This window comes from Flavivirga rizhaonensis, from assembly GCF_004791695.1.
GTDB classification, from domain to species: domain Bacteria; phylum Bacteroidota; class Bacteroidia; order Flavobacteriales; family Flavobacteriaceae; genus Flavivirga; species Flavivirga rizhaonensis.
In genome coordinates, this window is the sequence record NZ_SRSO01000008.1 from 119,164 (window position 1) to 137,382 (window position 18,219).

The 18,219-nt window shown below is 31.6% G+C and carries 19 protein-coding genes and 1 tRNA gene; 11 read left to right on the forward strand and 9 right to left on the reverse strand.

Annotation, left to right across the window (positions count from 1 at the left end; genetic code table 11):
• Positions 1–348: 348 nt before the first annotated feature.
• Positions 349–1,788 carry an SLC13 family permease gene (locus tag EM932_RS07740; RefSeq protein ID WP_135876612.1) on the reverse strand — a complete coding sequence of 480 codons (1,440 nt, stop codon included), beginning with the start codon at positions 1,786–1,788 and terminating at the stop codon, positions 349–351.
• 102 nt (positions 1,789–1,890) lie between these two features.
• On the opposite strand from EM932_RS07740, the gene EM932_RS07745 reads away from it, so the two are divergent.
• A complete protein-coding gene (locus EM932_RS07745) occupies positions 1,891–2,268 on the forward strand; it encodes a Na(+)-translocating NADH-quinone reductase subunit F (protein ID WP_135876613.1) in 378 nt (125 codons plus the stop codon).
• Positions 2,269–3,243 (forward strand): FAD:protein FMN transferase, encoded by a 975-nt coding sequence (locus EM932_RS07750; protein ID WP_135876614.1) that lies wholly within the window; start codon positions 2,269–2,271, stop codon positions 3,241–3,243.
• A gap of 19 nt (positions 3,244–3,262) precedes the next feature.
• Here EM932_RS07750 and EM932_RS07755 read toward each other — a convergent pair whose 3' ends face one another.
• The 4 genes from EM932_RS07755 to map form a co-directional block, all read right to left on the reverse strand.
• A complete protein-coding gene (locus EM932_RS07755; protein WP_135876615.1) occupies positions 3,263–3,631 on the reverse strand; it encodes a DUF423 domain-containing protein in 369 nt (122 codons plus the stop codon).
• 25 nt (positions 3,632–3,656) lie between these two features.
• A complete protein-coding gene (locus tag EM932_RS07760; RefSeq protein ID WP_135876616.1) occupies positions 3,657–4,490 on the reverse strand; it encodes a class I SAM-dependent methyltransferase in 834 nt (277 codons plus the stop codon).
• 50 nt (positions 4,491–4,540) lie between these two features.
• On the reverse strand, positions 4,541–4,915 hold the full coding sequence (locus EM932_RS07765) for a GxxExxY protein (RefSeq protein WP_135876617.1): 375 nt from the start codon (positions 4,913–4,915) through the stop codon (positions 4,541–4,543).
• Between the two features lie 74 nt (positions 4,916–4,989).
• Positions 4,990–5,808: a type I methionyl aminopeptidase gene (gene map, locus EM932_RS07770; protein WP_135876618.1), complete on the reverse strand. Its 819-nt coding sequence runs from the start codon at positions 5,806–5,808 to the stop codon at positions 4,990–4,992.
• Positions 5,809–5,930: 122 nt separating this feature from the next.
• On the opposite strand from map, the gene EM932_RS07775 reads away from it, so the two are divergent.
• Positions 5,931–7,196, forward strand: coding sequence for an acetyl-CoA hydrolase/transferase family protein (locus EM932_RS07775; RefSeq protein ID WP_135876619.1), 1,266 nt, complete (start codon positions 5,931–5,933; stop codon positions 7,194–7,196).
• Positions 7,197–7,202: 6 nt separating this feature from the next.
• Here EM932_RS07775 and EM932_RS07780 read toward each other — a convergent pair whose 3' ends face one another.
• Both EM932_RS07780 and gpmI read right to left on the reverse strand, forming a co-directional pair.
• Positions 7,203–7,607: a BT0820 family HAD-type phosphatase gene (locus EM932_RS07780; RefSeq protein ID WP_135876620.1), complete on the reverse strand. Its 405-nt coding sequence runs from the start codon at positions 7,605–7,607 to the stop codon at positions 7,203–7,205.
• 56 nt (positions 7,608–7,663) lie between these two features.
• Entirely contained in the window at positions 7,664–9,181 is a 1,518-nt protein-coding gene (gene gpmI / locus EM932_RS07785) for a 2,3-bisphosphoglycerate-independent phosphoglycerate mutase (RefSeq protein WP_135876621.1), read from the reverse strand.
• A 248-nt stretch (positions 9,182–9,429) separates the two neighbouring features.
• On the opposite strand from gpmI, the gene EM932_RS07790 reads away from it, so the two are divergent.
• The gene (locus EM932_RS07790; protein WP_135876622.1) at positions 9,430–9,837 is read left to right on the forward strand and encodes an ankyrin repeat domain-containing protein; all 408 of its coding nucleotides are present in this window, start codon (positions 9,430–9,432) and stop codon (positions 9,835–9,837) included.
• A gap of 83 nt (positions 9,838–9,920) precedes the next feature.
• Here EM932_RS07790 and EM932_RS07795 read toward each other — a convergent pair whose 3' ends face one another.
• Complete coding sequence (locus EM932_RS07795) at positions 9,921–10,688, reverse strand: M48 family metalloprotease (RefSeq protein ID WP_135876623.1); 768 nt, start codon at positions 10,686–10,688, stop codon at positions 9,921–9,923.
• A 344-nt stretch (positions 10,689–11,032) separates the two neighbouring features.
• Between EM932_RS07795 and EM932_RS07800 the strand changes: the two genes are divergently transcribed.
• Together EM932_RS07800 and EM932_RS07805 are read left to right on the forward strand one after the other, a co-directional pair.
• Positions 11,033–11,458: a GNAT family N-acetyltransferase gene (locus tag EM932_RS07800; protein WP_135876624.1), complete on the forward strand. Its 426-nt coding sequence runs from the start codon at positions 11,033–11,035 to the stop codon at positions 11,456–11,458.
• 51 nt (positions 11,459–11,509) lie between these two features.
• A tRNA-Gly gene (locus tag EM932_RS07805) sits at positions 11,510–11,582 on the forward strand.
• A gap of 31 nt (positions 11,583–11,613) precedes the next feature.
• On the opposite strand, the gene pepE is transcribed toward EM932_RS07805, so the two are convergent.
• Positions 11,614–12,321 (reverse strand): dipeptidase PepE, encoded by a 708-nt coding sequence (pepE, locus tag EM932_RS07810; RefSeq protein WP_135876625.1) that lies wholly within the window; start codon positions 12,319–12,321, stop codon positions 11,614–11,616.
• Between the two features lie 123 nt (positions 12,322–12,444).
• Between pepE and EM932_RS07815 the strand changes: the two genes are divergently transcribed.
• The 5 genes from EM932_RS07815 (at position 12,445) to EM932_RS07835 (ending at position 18,159) form a co-directional block, all read left to right on the forward strand.
• Entirely contained in the window at positions 12,445–13,254 is an 810-nt protein-coding gene (locus EM932_RS07815) for a carboxypeptidase-like regulatory domain-containing protein (protein ID WP_135876626.1), read from the forward strand.
• A 109-nt stretch (positions 13,255–13,363) separates the two neighbouring features.
• Positions 13,364–14,167: a carboxypeptidase-like regulatory domain-containing protein gene (locus tag EM932_RS07820; RefSeq protein ID WP_170179758.1), complete on the forward strand. Its 804-nt coding sequence runs from the start codon at positions 13,364–13,366 to the stop codon at positions 14,165–14,167.
• A gap of 52 nt (positions 14,168–14,219) precedes the next feature.
• A complete protein-coding gene (locus tag EM932_RS07825; protein ID WP_246040968.1) occupies positions 14,220–14,966 on the forward strand; it encodes a carboxypeptidase-like regulatory domain-containing protein in 747 nt (248 codons plus the stop codon).
• 310 nt (positions 14,967–15,276) lie between these two features.
• Positions 15,277–15,780: a DUF6702 family protein gene (locus tag EM932_RS07830; protein ID WP_135876629.1), complete on the forward strand. Its 504-nt coding sequence runs from the start codon at positions 15,277–15,279 to the stop codon at positions 15,778–15,780.
• A gap of 111 nt (positions 15,781–15,891) precedes the next feature.
• Positions 15,892–18,159, forward strand: coding sequence for a M1 family metallopeptidase (locus EM932_RS07835; protein ID WP_135876630.1), 2,268 nt, complete (start codon positions 15,892–15,894; stop codon positions 18,157–18,159).
• Positions 18,160–18,219 lie beyond the last annotated feature (60 nt).

The window sequence follows — 18,219 nt, forward strand, 5'->3', positions numbered from 1 at the left end:
CATGGTTAAATTCATTAAAAGAATAAACTCAACATTTATTCTATTTTGGGTTCGTTAGTGTGCTATTAAAGTCTATAAATTAAAGTCGATTTAACTGTCCCCTAATTCATTTTTTTCAATAACGGGGTAAATATAAATTTATTTTTAAATAAAGCAGATAAAAAGCATAAATAATCGACAAAATGCTTATTTTTTGTTGAAAAATCTTAAATTTATTTTAATTTGTATGTTTAATATTACCTATTTTTTTATTTTTTTGAAAGGAAAGTATGGTTTATTGATAACAGAGGTTAAGATTAATTGCAATATATTTTATAAGAAGTTTCAATTTGGCATAGGTGTTTTTTATTAAAATACTAAAGGTAAAAGAAACTTGAATAATAAAATAAGCAATATTATAGCAATGATATTAATTACTATACCTACACGAGCCATTTGATTAACCTTTATGAAACCGCTAGCAAAAACTATAGCATTGGGAGGTGTTGCCATAGGAAGCATAAAAGCACAGCTACTAGCTATGGTTACAGGAATTAGTAAGTACAGTAGAGGAATTTCTAAACCAATAGCTATACCAGCTACAACAGGAGCTAAAACCGCTACAAGAGCTACATTACTCATTAGTTCTGTCATAAAAAGCATTAATATAATTAATAAGGAAGTCATGAGTAGAATACTAATATTACTGCTTGAAATAGCTGTAGCGACCAGATTAACTATACCACTAGAAGACATACCTTTAGCCAAAGCCAAACCGCCGCCGAATAAAATTAGAATACCCCACGCTAGTTTTTGAGTATCGCTCCATACTAAAATAAAATCACCAGTCCTTAAATTGAAGGGAATAGCAAAAAGAGCTATGGCTCCAAAAACACTAATCATGGTATCTGATAAGGCTAGCCCAGGAATTAATGAATTGATAAGGCTCCTGAATATCCAAAGAAAAACAACGATTGCAAAAATAATAAGTACATGTTTTTCTTTAGACGATGTTTTACCTAGTTTTTGAAGTTCTGTATTTATGACTTCTTTTGAGGCATTGAATACAAGACCTGTATTTGGAAACATCCATTTTACAAGTGTAAAGTAGATAATGGTAATTAAGATAATTGAAAAGGGAAAGCCAATAAGCATCCATTTGAAAAAGGAAATTTCGATGTTATATTCATTTTCCAATAAACCTATTAAAACTGAATTAGGAGGCGTACCGATGATTGTTGCAATACCTCCAGCGTTTGCCGAAAAAGCAATCCCCAGCATAATACTAAGAGCAAAATTCTGATCTTTTTTGGTGAAACCATCAGTATCATCAATTAATAGTTTTATAACAGACATTGCAATTGGTAACATCACTACAGTACTGGCTGTATTACTTATCCACATACTCATAAAAGCAGTAGCGATCATAAAACCAAGAATAACTTTATTAGGTGTTGTTCCTGTTTTTTTTATAATACTTAAAGCTATTCTTTTATGTAGATTTACTTTCTCTAATGCTAATGCCAGCACAAAACCGCCAAAAAACAAAAAGACTATAGGACTTCCATAGTTAGAACCAACCTCTCCCATAGGCATTACTTTAAATAAAGGAAATAGTAATAAGGGTATAAGCGAAGTCACGGAAATAGAAACAGCTTCGGTTATCCACCAGCATACCATCCACAAAGCGGTGGCAATTACAATATCTGCCTTTTCAGAAACAATCTCAAAAGGTAAAACTTGCAAAATAATGAAAAAAACAGGGCCTAATATTAATCCGATTTTTTTAGAAACAGGGTGTTTACTCATCTAGAATATTATGTGTATAAAACTAATTTATAATTTTTAAATTTAAACATTTTTTAAATCTGGTGTTAGTTGAATATGAATATTAAATATTAATTTTGTATTATGAGTAAACCACTTACAGAACAAGAACTACATAATTTAGCTATGAATTATGTTGGGAAAGATTTAGAAGAACGAGGTTTCGAATTCATAGCTGTAAATAGTAAACTTAAAAAGCATCCGCAGTTTGTTTGTATCGATAAGAATAAGCAATACTATTTTGTAATTGTAAGAGCAGTAATATTGCCGGACAACCCTAATAATTATGATGTTGTTTGGATGGAATCATTTAAAAAACATGCTCGGGAAAAGGATGCAAAGGTTCTATATGCTGGTGTTGGGTTAGGTAATATGGATAAAAAAACAGGACCTATTTTTTTAAATGAGGAATACCTTTTAGAATATAACGGGATACAGGTTTTAGAAACGAATTTTAACTAAATGAAGCAGGTTACATTACTATTAGCCCTTTTATTATTGATTTCTTGTAAAAAAGAACTAAAAAACACGAAGCTTTCCGGAACCGTTTTTGGAACATTTTATGAAGTAACATATAGCTCAGAAGTAAATTATGAAAAACAAATTGATAGTTTATTTTATGTGATTAATAAATCAATGTCAACCTACCAAACGAATTCAGATATCTCTAAGTTGAATAGAAACGAAACAGTTAAAATTGATACACATTTTAGAAAAGTATACGAAGTTTCAAAAATAATTTATAAAGAAACAAAAGGGGCTTTCGATCCTACCATTGGTGCCATTGTAAATGCCTGGGACTTTGGACCTGAAGGTAAAATTGTAAACTTAGATAGTTTAAAAATTGATAGTTTGATGTTAACTGTGGGTTTCAATAAGGTTCTCAGAACTGATAATACTATTACAAAGCCAAAAGGGACCTTTTTAGATTTTAACGCCATAGCAAAAGGGTATGCAGTAGATGTTATAGCAGAATTTTTAGATAAGAAAGGCGCTCATAATTACATCATTAATATAGGAGGAGAGCTGCATGCTAAAGGCATTAATATAGAAAAAAATAGTGGTTGGAGGGTTGGTGTCGAGAATCCTAATTTTGATGGTACTCAATCGCTTTCCAGAGTTCTTGTTTTAACTAATGAAGCGATGGCAACTTCGGGAACCTACAGGAAATTCAAAATAGATAAAGACGGCAATCGGTATGCTCATATTATTGATACAAAAACAGGGTATCCAAGTAAAACAAATTTACTAAGCATTTCTGTAATTGCTGAGGATTGTATGATTGCTGATGCCTATGCAACGGCGTTTAAAACCATGGGGATTGAAAAAGTGAAAGTTTTTTTAAAATCACACCCCGAACTTAAGGTTTTTTTGATTTTTGAAAATGATAAAAAAGAACTGGAAACTTTGTCTTTGAATGGGTTTACTGAACAGTAACTTATAAAGTAAGTGTGTTTTATAAAACGTTAATTAGTAAAAGCAACCAGCCAATGGCTAAAAGTAAGCCTCCTATTGGAGTAATAGGACCTAAAAACCGAAACTTTTCCCCTTTAGCATCTGATAATGCTAACCCATAAATACTAAAAGAGAATAATATAACCCCTAAGGTAAAGCACCAATAGGCTGCAGAGGTTATGTTGTTAGAATTTAGACCTATAGTTAATAATACAATAGCATGATACATTTGGTATTTTACACCAACTTCAAAACTATGTAACTGTTCGGCAGATAAAATTTTCTTTAATGCATGAGCTCCAAAAGCTCCAAAAATCACAGATAACATACCAAATAAAGCACCTGTAGCAATTATAATTTGTTGTGTCATGAAGAATAGATTTAATAAATTATTTTTATTTATAAACTACGGGAATAATTTCACCTTTTGCTAAGCAATACTTTTCAATAGCTTTTTTTGAAAGGTTAGCTGTGTAATCCACTTCATCGACTTTAAAACCAATACTACGGAGTTTATCAAAATAATCACGTCCATAAACGCGTACATGGTCATATTGTCCAAATATTTTGGCACGCTCTTTTTTATCCGTTATAGTATTATCTTCAAAAGTTTGTTCTCTTGCTAAGTCTTGCGGGATTTGAAAAATACCCATCCCCCCAACCTTTAAAACCCGATACAGTTCTTGCATGGCTTTGGTATCGTCTGGAATATGTTCTAAAACGTGATTGCAAAAAATAATGTCAAATGCATCATCTTTAAATGGGAGGTTACAAATGTCGGCTTTTACATCGGCTAAAGGAGAACTCAAATCGGTTGTCACGTAATCAAGATTTTTCATCTTTCTAAAGCGTTTGTAAAATGCTTGTTCTGGGGCAAAATGCAATACCTTTAATGCCGAACTTGTTTCAGTAGCTCTTAAAATAATTCTTTTCGATTCTTTTTTTGAAGAACCTGAAATAGGTTCAGGTTGAAAGAAATCAGTTTCGTTTTTTAAATATAACCATAGCAATCTATGACGTTCTAAAGAAAGCGTAGAAGGGGAGAGTACATTGTTACGTTGCTTGCCATAACCATATGGTAAAAAACTTTTAAAGCTTCTGCCATCTATAGGATCGGTATAGGTATCACCTTTTAGTAAGAATGCCAAAACAGGACGCACCAAATAACTTAACCTGATAAGTAAAGGTCTTGGGGTAAAATTTAGTATGAATTTAAAGAGTTTTTTCAAGTTGTTACGCCGAGTTATTTGACACGAATCTCACTAATTTTCACGAATCATTATAATACAATTCGTTTGTATTTTAAGCTATCTTCTCCAAAGTTAATTAATAAACCAAGTTTCAATTTTGACACTGCAAGATAGTTTAACGTCTGTTTTATGTTAGAAGTAGTTAAACAGTTAATTGCTTTTAGTTCCAATACTATTTTATCATTTATAATAAAATCAGCTTTATATTTATGTGGTAGTAAATTTCCTTTGTAAGTAATACCAAATTTCCTTTCTCTGGAATACGGTATTCCATTATCCATTAATTCTATTTCTAAAGCATCTGCATAAACAACTTCATTAAAGCCTTTTCCTAATTGATTATGTACTTCCATACAAATACCAATAATTTTATAGGCTTCTTCTTTATAAATTAAATCAGACATATAGTATTAAGCAAATAGAAAAAAGATATTGAGTAAGTATTAGTGCAAATTAGTGAAATTCGTGTCTAAAAAAATTAAAGGACTAAAGCCTTTTGTCTAAATTCATCTTCTTCAGTGCTCACAATTCCTAAAGCTTCATGTACATAAGCAAACGTTGACAATATTTCAGGTTTTCCATCTACAAGTGCCACGTCATGTTCAAAATGAACACTAGGCTTACCATCTTGAGTAACAATAGTCCAACCGTCTTTTAATTGCCTTACTTTATGAGTGCCTCCATTTATCATTGGCTCAATGGCGACTACCATACCTTCAACAAATTTCTTACCACGACCACGCTTACCGTAATTTGGCATTTCTGGATCTTCATGCATCTTTTTACCCAAGCCATGACCAACTAATTCCCGAACAACACCATAACCATGAGATTCACAGTGTTGTTGAATAGCATAACCAACATCACCCACGCGATTATTGATTTTAAATTCCCTAATACCAATATAAAGTGATTCTTTAGTGACCTGTATAAGCTTTTTTGTTTCAGGGTCTACCTCTCCAATTTCGAAAGTATAGGCATGATCTCCGTAAAACTCGTTCATTAATGCACCGCAGTCAATAGAAACAATATCACCATCTTTTAAAGGTGTTTGTGTTGGTAAACCATGTACTACAGCCTCGTTTACGCTACAAAGTAAAGTTGATGGACAGTCGTACAACCCTAAAAACCCTGGTAAAGCCCCTTGATCTCTTATAAATTCTTCAGCAAGTTTATCTAGTTGCATGGTGGAAACCCCTTCCTTAACTTCTTTGGCAAGCATACCAAGCGTTTTTGAAACTATTAATGCACTTTGACGCATTAACTCTATTTCTTCTTTTGTTTTTACTACAATCATGTCTAAAAAAATAATGGCAAAGATACTTAAAATTAAGTATTAATATTTTTAATGATAACATGACTTTTGACATTTTTTAAAAGGATAGAAATGAATAAATTTATGTACTAAATTAAATTAAGATGTATAAGATTGTTAGCGCTGAAGATGCCGTAAAAGTAATTAAAAGTAACGATAGGGTTTATGTACAAGCAGCAGCAGCAGCTCCACAATTGTTAATGAATGCCATGACGGAGCGCCATGAGGAATTAAGAAATGTTGAGGTTTGTCATTTACATGTAGAAGGAGATACAGGTTATGCTAATCCGAAACTTAGTGATAGTTTTCATGTGAATTCGTTTTTTATTGGAAATAATGTGCGGCATACATTAACTGCTGGTAACGGATCTTATACTCCTGTTTTTTTAAGTGAATTACCATTATTGTTTAAAAGAAATATTTTACCGTTAGATGTCGCGTTAATTCATGTATCTGTTCCAGATAAGCATGGGTATTGTTCGTTAGGTGTTTCGGTTGAAGCCAGTTTGGCTGCTATAGATAATTCAAAAATTGTCATTGCTCAAGTAAATGAACAGATGCCAAGAACCCATGGAGATGGCATTATTCATATTACTGAGATAGATTTATTCGTTGAATGTAACGAACCTATACCCACCCATACGTATGGAAATCCATCGGCTATTGAAAATAAAATAGGCGACTATGTAGCTAGTTTAATTGAAGATAAAAGCACATTGCAAATGGGAATAGGAACGATTCCTAACGCTGTATTATCACGTTTAACAAATCATAAAGACTTAGGATTACATACAGAAATGTTTTCTGATGGGGTCATTGATTTAATTTTGAAAGATGTAATTAATGGAAACTTTAAAGGCGTTAATCCTGGACGTGCATTAGCAACATTTTTAATTGGTTCTAAAAAATTGTATAACTATGTAGATGACAACCCTTTTGTTGAAATGCGTGCTTCAGACTATGTGAATGATGTGTCTGTTATTAAACAAAACCCTAAGATGGTTGCCATTAACTCTGCTATTGAGATAGATTTAACAGGACAAGTTTGCGCGGATTCTATTGGAGCTAAAATGTATTCGGGAGTGGGAGGTCAAATGGATTACATTAGAGGTGCATCTTTAAGTCACGGAGGGAAAGCTATTATAGCATTACCTTCAATTACAAAAAAGGGAGTTAGTAGAATCGTTCCGTCTTTAAAACCAGGCGCTGGTGTTGTTACTACCAGAGCACATGTGCACCATGTTGTTACAGAATATGGAATAGCTAATTTATATGGGAAAACGATTCAGGAAAGAGTGAAAGCTTTGGTAGATATAGCACATCCAGATCATAGAGAATCTATTAATAATACCTATTATGAGCTAATTTAAAAAGGGCTATTTTAGAAAGCCAAAAAGCCCTTTCTTTTTTTCTATTTCAGGAGGTTTGGTATTTGTGAGTAATTGATATATTTCTCCCCAACCTAAGAAACCTCCTATATTTCTATCGTCAATAAATAAATCAGCATTAATTTTTCTGCTAACGTCATCAGTATATTTCTCTTCAGGAAAGCTATTATTTACAGCATAAAAAATAATCCCATTATCCTCGCAAAATTTGACGGCTTCTTTTAATCTTTCACCAGATCTGTAAGTCCATAAAATAAGCCGGTGTCCGTCATCTTGTAACTGTTTTAAAGTTTCAAAAGCAAACAATATGGGCTTCCCTATTTTAGGGTATGCGTCCTCAACAATGGTTCCATCAAAATCGATTGCAATAATAAGTTGATTATTAAAATTCATTATAAGTTATAAACTTGGGTTTATAACAAAAGTACAACAATTTATTTTTTACTTATTTAAACCAAGGCATTCTGGGTCATAGATTCTGGTTGTTCGACACCCATTAGCTTTAAAATAGTAGGTGCCATGTCTCCTAAAAGACCATCTTTGATAGTTTTTAATTCCTTATCAATTAAAATAACAGGAACAGGGTTTGTTGTGTGTGCTGTATTAGGTGAACCATCAGGATTTATCATAGTTTCACAGTTTCCATGATCGGCTATAAGTAATGTAGAATAGCCATTCTCTAAAGCTGTTGTAATAACATCTTCTACACATGTGTCTACCGCTTCGCACGCCTTTATGGCAGCTTCCATAACTCCTGTATGACCTACCATATCCCCGTTTGCAAAATTTAAACAAACAAAATCTACATCACCTTTTTGAAGCTCAGGAATTAATGCATCACGTAATTCGTAAGCACTCATTTCTGGTTTTAAATCGTATGTAGCTACTTTTGGCGAGTTTCTTAAAATACGTGTTTCACCATTAAAAGGCTCTTCACGTCCGCCCGAGAAAAAGAAAGTAACGTGTGGATATTTCTCCGTTTCGGCAATACGAATTTGCTTTTTGTTATGTTTTTCTAAAACCTCACCTAGTGTTTCAGATAAATTGTCTTTATTGAATATAACATTTACATTTTTGTAAGTTTCATCATAATTTGTAAGTGTTACATAATGCAAATCCAATTTGTGCATATTTTGCTCGTGGAAATCTGTTTGAGATAAAGCTTCGGTTAATTCTCTACCACGATCTGTTCTAAAATTAAAGAAGATAACAACATCACCTTCCTTTATGCTAGCCTGAGGATTACCAGATTCATCAACCATAATAATTGGCTTAATAAATTCATCGGTAATGTCATTTTTATAGCTTTTTTGAATGGTCTCGGTTACGTTGGTAGATTTTTCACCAACACCATGAACTAATGCATCATAAGCTAATTTTACACGTTCCCAGCGTTTATCTCTATCCATAGCATAGTAACGACCAGTAACAGAGGCTAATTTGCTATTTGTTTTTTCTAAATGACTTTCCAATTCTGTAAGAAAGCCATAACCCGATTTTGGGTCTACATCACGTCCGTCTGTAAAGGCGTGTACAAAAGTTTTAGTTAAACCAAAGTCATTAGCAGCATCCAACAGGCCGAACAAATGGTCGATATGAGAATGCACACCACCATCGCTTAATAATCCTAAAAAATGAACATCTTTATTATTGGTTTTTGCATAGTTAAACGCATCTACCAATACTTTTTCGTTATTTAATGTTTTGTTCTTTACGGCTAAATTGACTTTTACTAAGTCTTGGTAAACAATGCGACCTGCTCCAAGGTTCATATGTCCAACTTCACTATTTCCCATTTGACCCTCTGGTAAACCAACATGTAACCCATCAGTCCTTAATGTAGCAAAAGGATATTTTTTATAAAGAGAATCTATAAAAGGGGTGTTTGCATGATCGATAGCAGAAACTTTAGGGTCTGGAGAATTACCCCAGCCATCAAGTATCATTAAGATAACTTTTTTGTTCATTTTTCTTAAAATTTAATATGAAACAAAGATAAAGAAGTTAAATATAAAGAACGCGCAAATAGCCTTTTAAATACTAGATTTTTTAAGGCTTTTTTTGGGTTTTTAAAAAAAGAATCGTTCAGTTAATTATTTGTGAAAAAAAAGTTAAAAATGTGTTATTTATTATTTTTTATGTAACAGTTTGAAATTAATATCGTCTCTTTAGTATATCAAAAACAATCATTAATCAAATCATTAAATCATTCATCATGAAAAAATCAGTCATTATCGCCGCCATTGCATTATGTTTCTCTATTGTAACTGTTAATGCTAAAGCTATTACAGAAAACACTAATACTACACATGTAGAATTTGTGTTTAAAGTGAACTCATTTTGCGTTTCAATCGCTAAAGGAGATTTAGAAACAGTACAAAAACTTATTGAAAGAGGAGCAGATGTAAATGAAATGTCTAATGGAATGACCCCAGCTATGTATGCCGCAAAATTTAACCGAACTGATATTTTAAAACTTTTAATTGCTAAAGGAGCTAATTTAAAGGCAAAATCTGCTAAAAAAATGACAGCATTAAAATATGCTGAATTGCATGGAGCAAATGATGCAGCTGCAATTATAAAAGAGGCAATAGCAAAATCAAAATCTAAAAGGAAAAAATAATTATAAAATTAATAATTATTTTGAGTTAGTCACTCTCTTAAAAAAGCCTTGATTTTCAAGGCTTTTTTTTATTGAACTTACATTTATTGATTTTTGTATTTTTCTATAGCTTCTTGAATTTTTTCAATTCTGTTACCTGGGTCTGGGTGTGTACTTTTAAATTCAGGTACTCGATTAGGACCAGCAGCAGCTTTTAAAATTTCCATAACACCAATCATTTCTTCTGGGTTATAACCAGCTTTAAGCATAAAAAGCACTCCAAGTTCATCGCTTTCTAGTTCATCATCTCTACCATTAGTAAGTAATGTATTTTGACCAATGCCACTTATAAGTCCACCCATGTCCGCACCAACAGAACCAGCTGTTGTTAAGCCTTGCCAGTATTCGCTTTCAGCAATTCTTTCTGCACTATGACGACCTAGAACATGTCCGATTTCATGACCTAAAACCCCCGCTAACTGATCTTCATTCTCTAATTTTGAAAACAGTGCATACGTTATAAATACTTGGCCTCCAGGTAGTGCAAAGGCATTAATTGTGTTAGGGTCTGCCAGTAAATGAAATTCGTATTGGTATGGTGTGTCTTTAGCGATACTATTGTTGACTAATTTGTTTCCAACATTATCTACTAAAGCTTGATATTGATTATTTGAATGTAAACCACCGTGCTGTTGTGCCATTTGAGGGGCACTTTGTAATCCAATAGCAATTTCTTTATCAGGGGTCATAGATATGGTTTGCGTTCTTCCTGTATACGGATTCACTTCTTGCTGACTACATCTTTTAAAAACAAAGAATAATGCAATGGCAGCACCTATTAATAAACGGAATTTAAGATTTTTTCCTCTCATCTTTTTAAGATTTAATGCAATTAAAAATATGAAATTTTATACATTAAGCTAGTTTAATTGAAATAAATATAAGTCTGAATAAAAACCTGTTATTTATAAGACACTATATTTTATTAAAAGTCACTATGAATTCATCTTGACTTTTTGTATTTAACCGAAAATGAGATAAAATTTGTTCAGATGCGGCATTTTTTGCAAGGCATAGCAGTGCTAAGCATAAAAAAAGTAACAACATATGGGCGAATTTTAGCCATTTTTTAGGAAATAGAAAAAGTCAAGATAAGTTCTTATAATAATTTGGTAAAATAAAACTAATTTTAAGCATTTATTTATAAAGAGATTCCATGTCCTATACGTTTAAAATTATAGAAAAAGAAAAGATAAATGATATTATTCCTTTAGTGCAAAGATTAAATGATGATAAAATTCCTTATGCAATTTTAGAACAGCGTTTTTCTGAGATGATTACCCAAAATTATGAATGTGCAGTAATATATGATGACGATAAATTAATAGGAGTTACAGGTTTGTGGTTTTGCACACGACATTATTCTGGAAAGAGTGTAGAGCCTGATCATGTTTATATAGATGATGCTTATAGAGGACAAGGTATAGGTAAGCAGTTTTTTCAATGGATATATAATTATGTTTTAGAAAAAGGTTATGAATCTGTAGAATTAAACACGTATGTAAGCAATTATGCTTCTCACAAGTTTTATTATAATGAGGGCTTTAGTATTTTGGGATACCATTTTTTAAAAAAGTTATGATTTTTTCTTGCATAAGACTTATGAGTTTACATATATTTGTAGCTCAATAACGCGGGAGTAGCTCAGTTGGTAGAGCGTCAGCCTTCCAAGCTGAATGTCGCCAGTTCGAACCTGGTCTCCCGCTCTAAAAGCTTCATATTTCTATGGAGTTTTTTTTATTTTAATTGGTTTAATTCTGTTCCAGGTTTTACCTCATATGGTACTTTGTTATACTCGAAAACACGTGCAGTTAAATCCCCTTTCAAAATAATAGAATAGTCTTTTACATGTAACCAACTACCTTCCCGTATACCAATAACAGGTTGTGTATTAAAATTATGAAACTCTTTTATTCTGGTTTCTCTAGTTTCTCCCATATGCTTGCTACTTTTATTGGGATCCAAATAATGAGGGTTGATATTAAAAGGAACAAAGCCTAAAGCTTTAAAACTGGGAGGGTACACAATGGGCATATCGTTAGTTGTATTGATAGTTAACCCACAAATATTACTGCCAGCACTTGTCCCTAAATAAGGCGTTCCGTTTTTTACAACTGCCTGTAAGGTATGTATTAAATCGTTTTTATAAAGTTGGTTAGTTAAAACAAATGTATTACCACCACCAATAAAAATAGCTTTGGCTTTTTTAATAGCTTCAATAGGGTTTTCATAAGTATGAATACCTGTTGCAGTTTTATCGATTTTAGAAAAAGCAGTATTGACAATTTTAGTGTATTCATCATGAGATATACCACTTGGTCTGGCGTAAGGAATAAATAAAATATCTTTAATTCCTTTAAATAAAATAGTCAAATCATCTAAAATATAGTCTAGATAACCACTTCCGTGAATTGTTGAGGTACTCGCAATAATTATGTTTTTCATAATAAATATTTTTCATGGTAAAACTAATATTATAAAACGAAAATTAATATGATGTATAAGAAATATTTATAGGTTCAAGTATTGAAAAGTCTAATAAAAGTGTTAATTTCAATAAAAAATAATATGAAAAAAGCCATTTTCTTTTTTGCATTATTGTCTACAATGCATATTACATCTCAAAATGCTAAGCGTGTTAAGGTTAGCGGAAAAATAATTGTTGAAAGTAGTGATATTTCTGGTATTACCATTTATAATGTATCATCAAATAAGGGCGTCATTACTGATGAGAATGGCGAATTTAATTTGCATGTTGCGTTAGACGATTTAATTGAAGTAAGTGCATTACAATATCAAAATCTTAGTTTTAAAGTTAATGAAGCGATTATTAAGTCTAAAAGAATGAAGCTTTTTTTAATTGAAGAAATTTATGAGTTAGAGGAGATTGTGGTATCATCAAACACACTATCAGGAAATTTAAATACAGATATACAGAACACCAATTTTTTTCAGCCCAAATTAGATGCTTTATATTTTGGAATTAAAAATAAAGATGATTTTGATTTTAGGGATGATTACAAGTCCAAATCTAAAAACATTGCAAATACAGAACACTTAGCTATGGTTAACGGACTTAATATAGTAAATGTAGTTGATCAATTATTATTGCCTTTATTTAGATCTGAGGTTACTGATAAAAAAGAATCTGGTATTCCTGATGTTCCTGTAGAATCAATAAAGTACTATTTTGGATCTGAATTTTTAGTTGATAATTTTAATATTCCAAGCCATCGAGTAGAAGAGTTTATAAGGTTTGTTGAACGTAAAGGTTTTGATTTTTCCCTGCTTAATTATGGAAAAGAAATGGAATTTCTTGAATTGTTGAATCAAAAAAGTATTGAGTTTTTAGGTTTGAATAAGAAAAAGTCAAGATAAGTTTAATAAGTCTCTTTAGGTTTTAAGTTGTGTTTTAACAAAAGTTTAGAACGGTTTTTGAATTTATTTAAGAATTGAAAGGCGTTCTTTATATTTTAATTTCATCATCTTGAAGCGAGCATTAACATCATCTATATTTATTTTTTTATCATTTATCCTAAGCGGTCAATCAATTAACAGAACAAAAATAAAAGGCGTACTGCTTTCTGCTACTAATGATTTAGAAGCAGTTACCATCTTTAATACATCATCAAATAAAGGTACTATTACTAATAAGAAGGGGGAATTTGTTATTGAAGTGGCATTACAAGATGTTATTGAAATTTCAGCATTGCAATTTCAAACTGTTTCTATTACAGTTGATGCAAATGTTATTAAAACAAAACAGTTAAAAATACAATTGATTGAGCAAGTTAACCAATTAGATGCTGTTATACTTTCGTCAGGTCTTACAGGAAATATATTAGCAGATGTGGGTAACGTTAAAACTGTTGACCCCATACGTATTAATATGGGGAATATGAACGGCGCTTTTGAATATAATGATATTAAGGCATTTGATAATGCGGTTGTTGGGAATCATCTAAAGTCTATAATCAATCCGGAGGCGCGTGATTATCTTCCCGATGTCGGGAAAATTTTTAAATTATTGTTTAAAAAAAAATTACCGCTCACACAAAACTTATTTAAAGGAAAAGAAGAAGAAAAACCAGAACCAAAACCAAAAGGTTTATTGGATGTTCACAATCGTAAGTATTTAAGCGAAACTTTAAGTATCCCCCTGGAAGATATAACAACTTTTGTTGCTTTTGTAGAAGAGAAAGGCATAGAATTAAAACTCCTTAAAAGTGAAAATGAAATGCATCTTATTGAGTTTTTAGTAAAACAAAGTAGATTGTTTTTAAAGCGTTAAGATGTTAAAAACTAGTTTTGCAATTGGCTTTATTTTGTTTTCTTTTCAAACAATGTCCTCACAATCAATTAAAATATTAGGAAAAATTAAAAGCGAATCTGGAATTGAGAATATTCACGTAATTAATAAAACATCCCAAGTTTTCACTATAACGAATGAAATAGGTGAGTTTGTAATTAATGTTGCTTTAAATGATTCTTTGGTATTCTCATCAATTCAGCATAAATTAAAAAAAATTGTCATATCTAAAGAGCATATTTCTAATAAAACAATTCTGGTGAAATTAGATGAACAGATTAATGAACTTGATGAGGTTATAGTAGGTAAGGTTTTAACAGGAAATTTGCTTAAAGATATTGCTAATGTAGAAGGAGACCCGCCTATTAATTTTTTTGATGTAGGAATACCAGGTTACACAGGAAGAATAGCCACGCAAAGTGAACGCCGTTTAAGTGAAGCTGGTGAATTTAAACCAGAAATGTTACTAGGGCTATTAGGAGGAGGTGTGCCTTTAAATCCAATATTAAACGGTATCTCAGGAAGAACTAAAATGCTGAAAAATCGTGTGAATATTGAAACAAAAGAAGCATTAATGAATACTGTAAAAGCAAGGTTGTCTAAGGATTTTTTTGCTTCTAATCCGTTAAACGAAGATTTAAGAATAGACTTTTTCTATTTCTGCGCAGACGATGAAAATTTTGTTAAATACTGTAAAAAGAAAACCGATTTTGAGATATTAATCTTTTTGAGGCATAAGTATAAACAGTATATGAAAAATTTAGAGGTTGAGAAGGACTAAGCCTTTTTGGAATGCTTTTTGAAACATGTATTATAAAATTTACTCACGGTTATAGAATGTTTGTTTGATGTTATATTAGATATAGAACTCATCTTGACTTTTTCTATTTCCTAAAAAATGGCTAAAATTCGCCCATATGTTGTTACTTTTTTTATGCTTAGCACTGCTATGCCTTGCAAAAAATGCCTCATCTGAACAAATTTTATCTCATTTTCGGTTAAAAACAAAAAGTCAAGATGAGTTCATTGAAAAAATAACATGTGTAAGTAGATGAAACATCAAAATAATTACTTTAGCAAAAAATATATAGATGAAGTTTATTAAGCCATTTTTGTTTTTTTTAATCATACCACTATTTGCATTTGCTAGCCTACACAAATATTATATAAGTGTGACTCAAATTGATTTCATTAAAGAGAAACAATCTGTACAAATAATTACTAGGGTTTTTATTGATGATTATGAAAGTCTGTTACGTAATCGTTATGACGAGTCTATTACTTTAGCAATTAAGGACGAACCAAAAACTACCGATATTTACATAGAAAAATACCTAAATGAAAGCATAAAGATTAAGATTAATAATAAAGAAGCCAATCTTATTTTTATTGGTAAAGAATACGATCAGGATATTATACGTTGCTATTTAGAAATAGAAGGTGTAACACATATCAAGTCTTTTGAAATTAGTAACAAAACATTGTTCGATTTATTTGAAGATCAGCAGAACATTATAAAAACAAAAATAAACTCCAAACAAAAAAGTTTTATACTTACTCCTAAAAAGGATAATGCACTGTTAAAGTTTAATTAAAAATAAGTTAAAACCTTTCCGAATTAATTATTTTCGAACGTTTTTTGTAATAATAAACGAATTATTATCGCCTAAACACACGATTTTTTAAAAAAAATATAAAAATTGATAATGAAAAAACTTAAGTATTATTTCCTTTCAGTGGTTTTTATTTCTACTAGCATTTTTGCACAAAATCAAGAAAAAGTAAAACCTCAAGGTCATACAGATCAGAATAAATTTAGGCAAATGAAAGATGTGTTGCCCACGCCAAGTAATACTAGAACAGCTTCTGGAGCACCTGGTCACGAATATACACAACAGAAAGTAGATTACGTAATGGATATTCGTTTAGATGAATCTAAAAATCAGATTTTTGGGAACGAAAAAATAACCTATCATAACAATTCCAAAGATTATTTAGAGTATTTATGGATACAGCTTGACCAAAATATGAGAGCTAAAGATTCCAAAACTCCAGATGTAAAATCAGATAACTTTAATGGTGCTTTTAATGGTCCAGCTAGTTTTGCTAAAGCAAATTTAAAAAAACGTTTTGATGGAGGTTTTAATATTGAGGAAGTAAAAAACTCAGATGGTTCAGATTTATCTTTTATGGTAAACCGAACAATGATGCGAATTAATTTACCAAAAGCATTAGCACCTGGAGATACATTTAAATTTCAAATAAAATGGTGGTATAATGTAAATAACCACATTATAGAAGGTGGACGATCTGGTTATGAGGCATTCCCTGAGGGAAATAATACCTATGTGATTGCTCAATTTTATCCAAGGCTTTGCGTTTATGATAATGTTGAGGGTTGGCAAAATATGCAGTTTTGGGGACGCAGTGAGTTTGCTTTAGAGTTTGGAGATTTCGATGTTAAATTAACAGTACCAGCCGATCATAAATTAGAGGCGACAGGAGTATTGCAGAATGAAAAGGATGTTTTAACAAAACAGCAGCTAAAGCGTTTTGAACAGGCTAAAAAATCATTTAAAGACCCTGTTTTTATTGTTACGCAAGAAGAGGCCGAAAAAGCTGAAAAAGAAAGAAGTACAAAAACTAAGACATGGCATTTTAAAGCAAATAATGTAAGAGATTTTGCTTTTGCAACGTCGAGAAAGTTTTTATGGGATGCTATGGCGGTAGATATAAATGGAAGATCTGTAATGGCTATTTCATTATATTCTAAAGAAGGAAATCCACTTTGGGAAGAACATTCAACAAGAGTAGTTGCCAATACATTAGAAGAATATTCTAAGCTTACTTTTGATTATCCATATAATAAAGCCGTTTCTGTACATGCACAAATGGGAATGGAATATCCCATGATTTGTTTTAACTATGGGAGACCAAACCCTGATGGAACTTATTCAGAAAGACTTAAAAGAGGTATGATAGGCGTAATTACTCATGAAGTTGGTCATAACTTTTTTCCAATGATCGTGAATAGTGATGAGCGACAATGGACATGGATGGATGAAGGTCTAAACTCGTTTGTTGAAACATTAGCAGAATTAGATTATGATCCTAACTTTTTTACAGGCAACCTACCTAAGGATATGGTGACGTATATGGGAGGAGATCAGAGTTATATTTCTCCTATTATGTCTCAAGGAGATTATGTGCATCAATTTGGACCTAATGCTTATGCTAAACCTGCAGCTGGGTTATATATGCTAAGACATACCATTATGGGACCTGAGCTATTCGATTATGCCTTTAGAACATATTCCAAAAGATGGATGTTTAAACACCCAACGCCTGCAGATTTCTTTAGAACCATGGAAGACGCATCTGCAATGGATTTAGATTGGTTTTGGAGAGGATGGTTCTATACTACAGATTATACAGACATAGGTGTTAAGCAAGTTAAGAGCTACTATTTAACAGATAAGCCAACCGATAAAGCTAAAGAAGTAGCCAAACTGAATAATTTAAATCTTGATGACTATAAAGGTAAGTTAGTTTATTATGGAGAAGCGGAAGAGGGGAAGATTCCTGAAAACGCTAAGAATGTTTCAGATTTCCCTGCTATAAATGATTATTTAAATAGTTTAAGTGATGAAGAAAAGAAAGTACAGATAACGGATGCAGAGGCTCCAAAATATTTTTATGAAGTTACTTTTGAAAAACCAGGAGGATTGGTAATGCCAATAATTTTAGAATTAACCTATGCAGATGGTACTAAAGAGAGAAAAACGTATCCAGCGCAGATATGGAGGTATAATGAGCATGAAGTAAAGAAGCTTTTTAGAACTCAAAAGGCTATAACTAATATAATGGTAGATCCTGATTTAGAAACTGCGGATGTAGATGTGTCAAATAATTCATGGCCTAAAAAAGTAAAACAAAGTGATTTTGACCAATTTAAAGACAAGGTTAAAGGATAAAAAATTAATATTTAAGTTAAAAGCCGATTTTTACAATCGGCTTTTTTTTATTCTAACAAA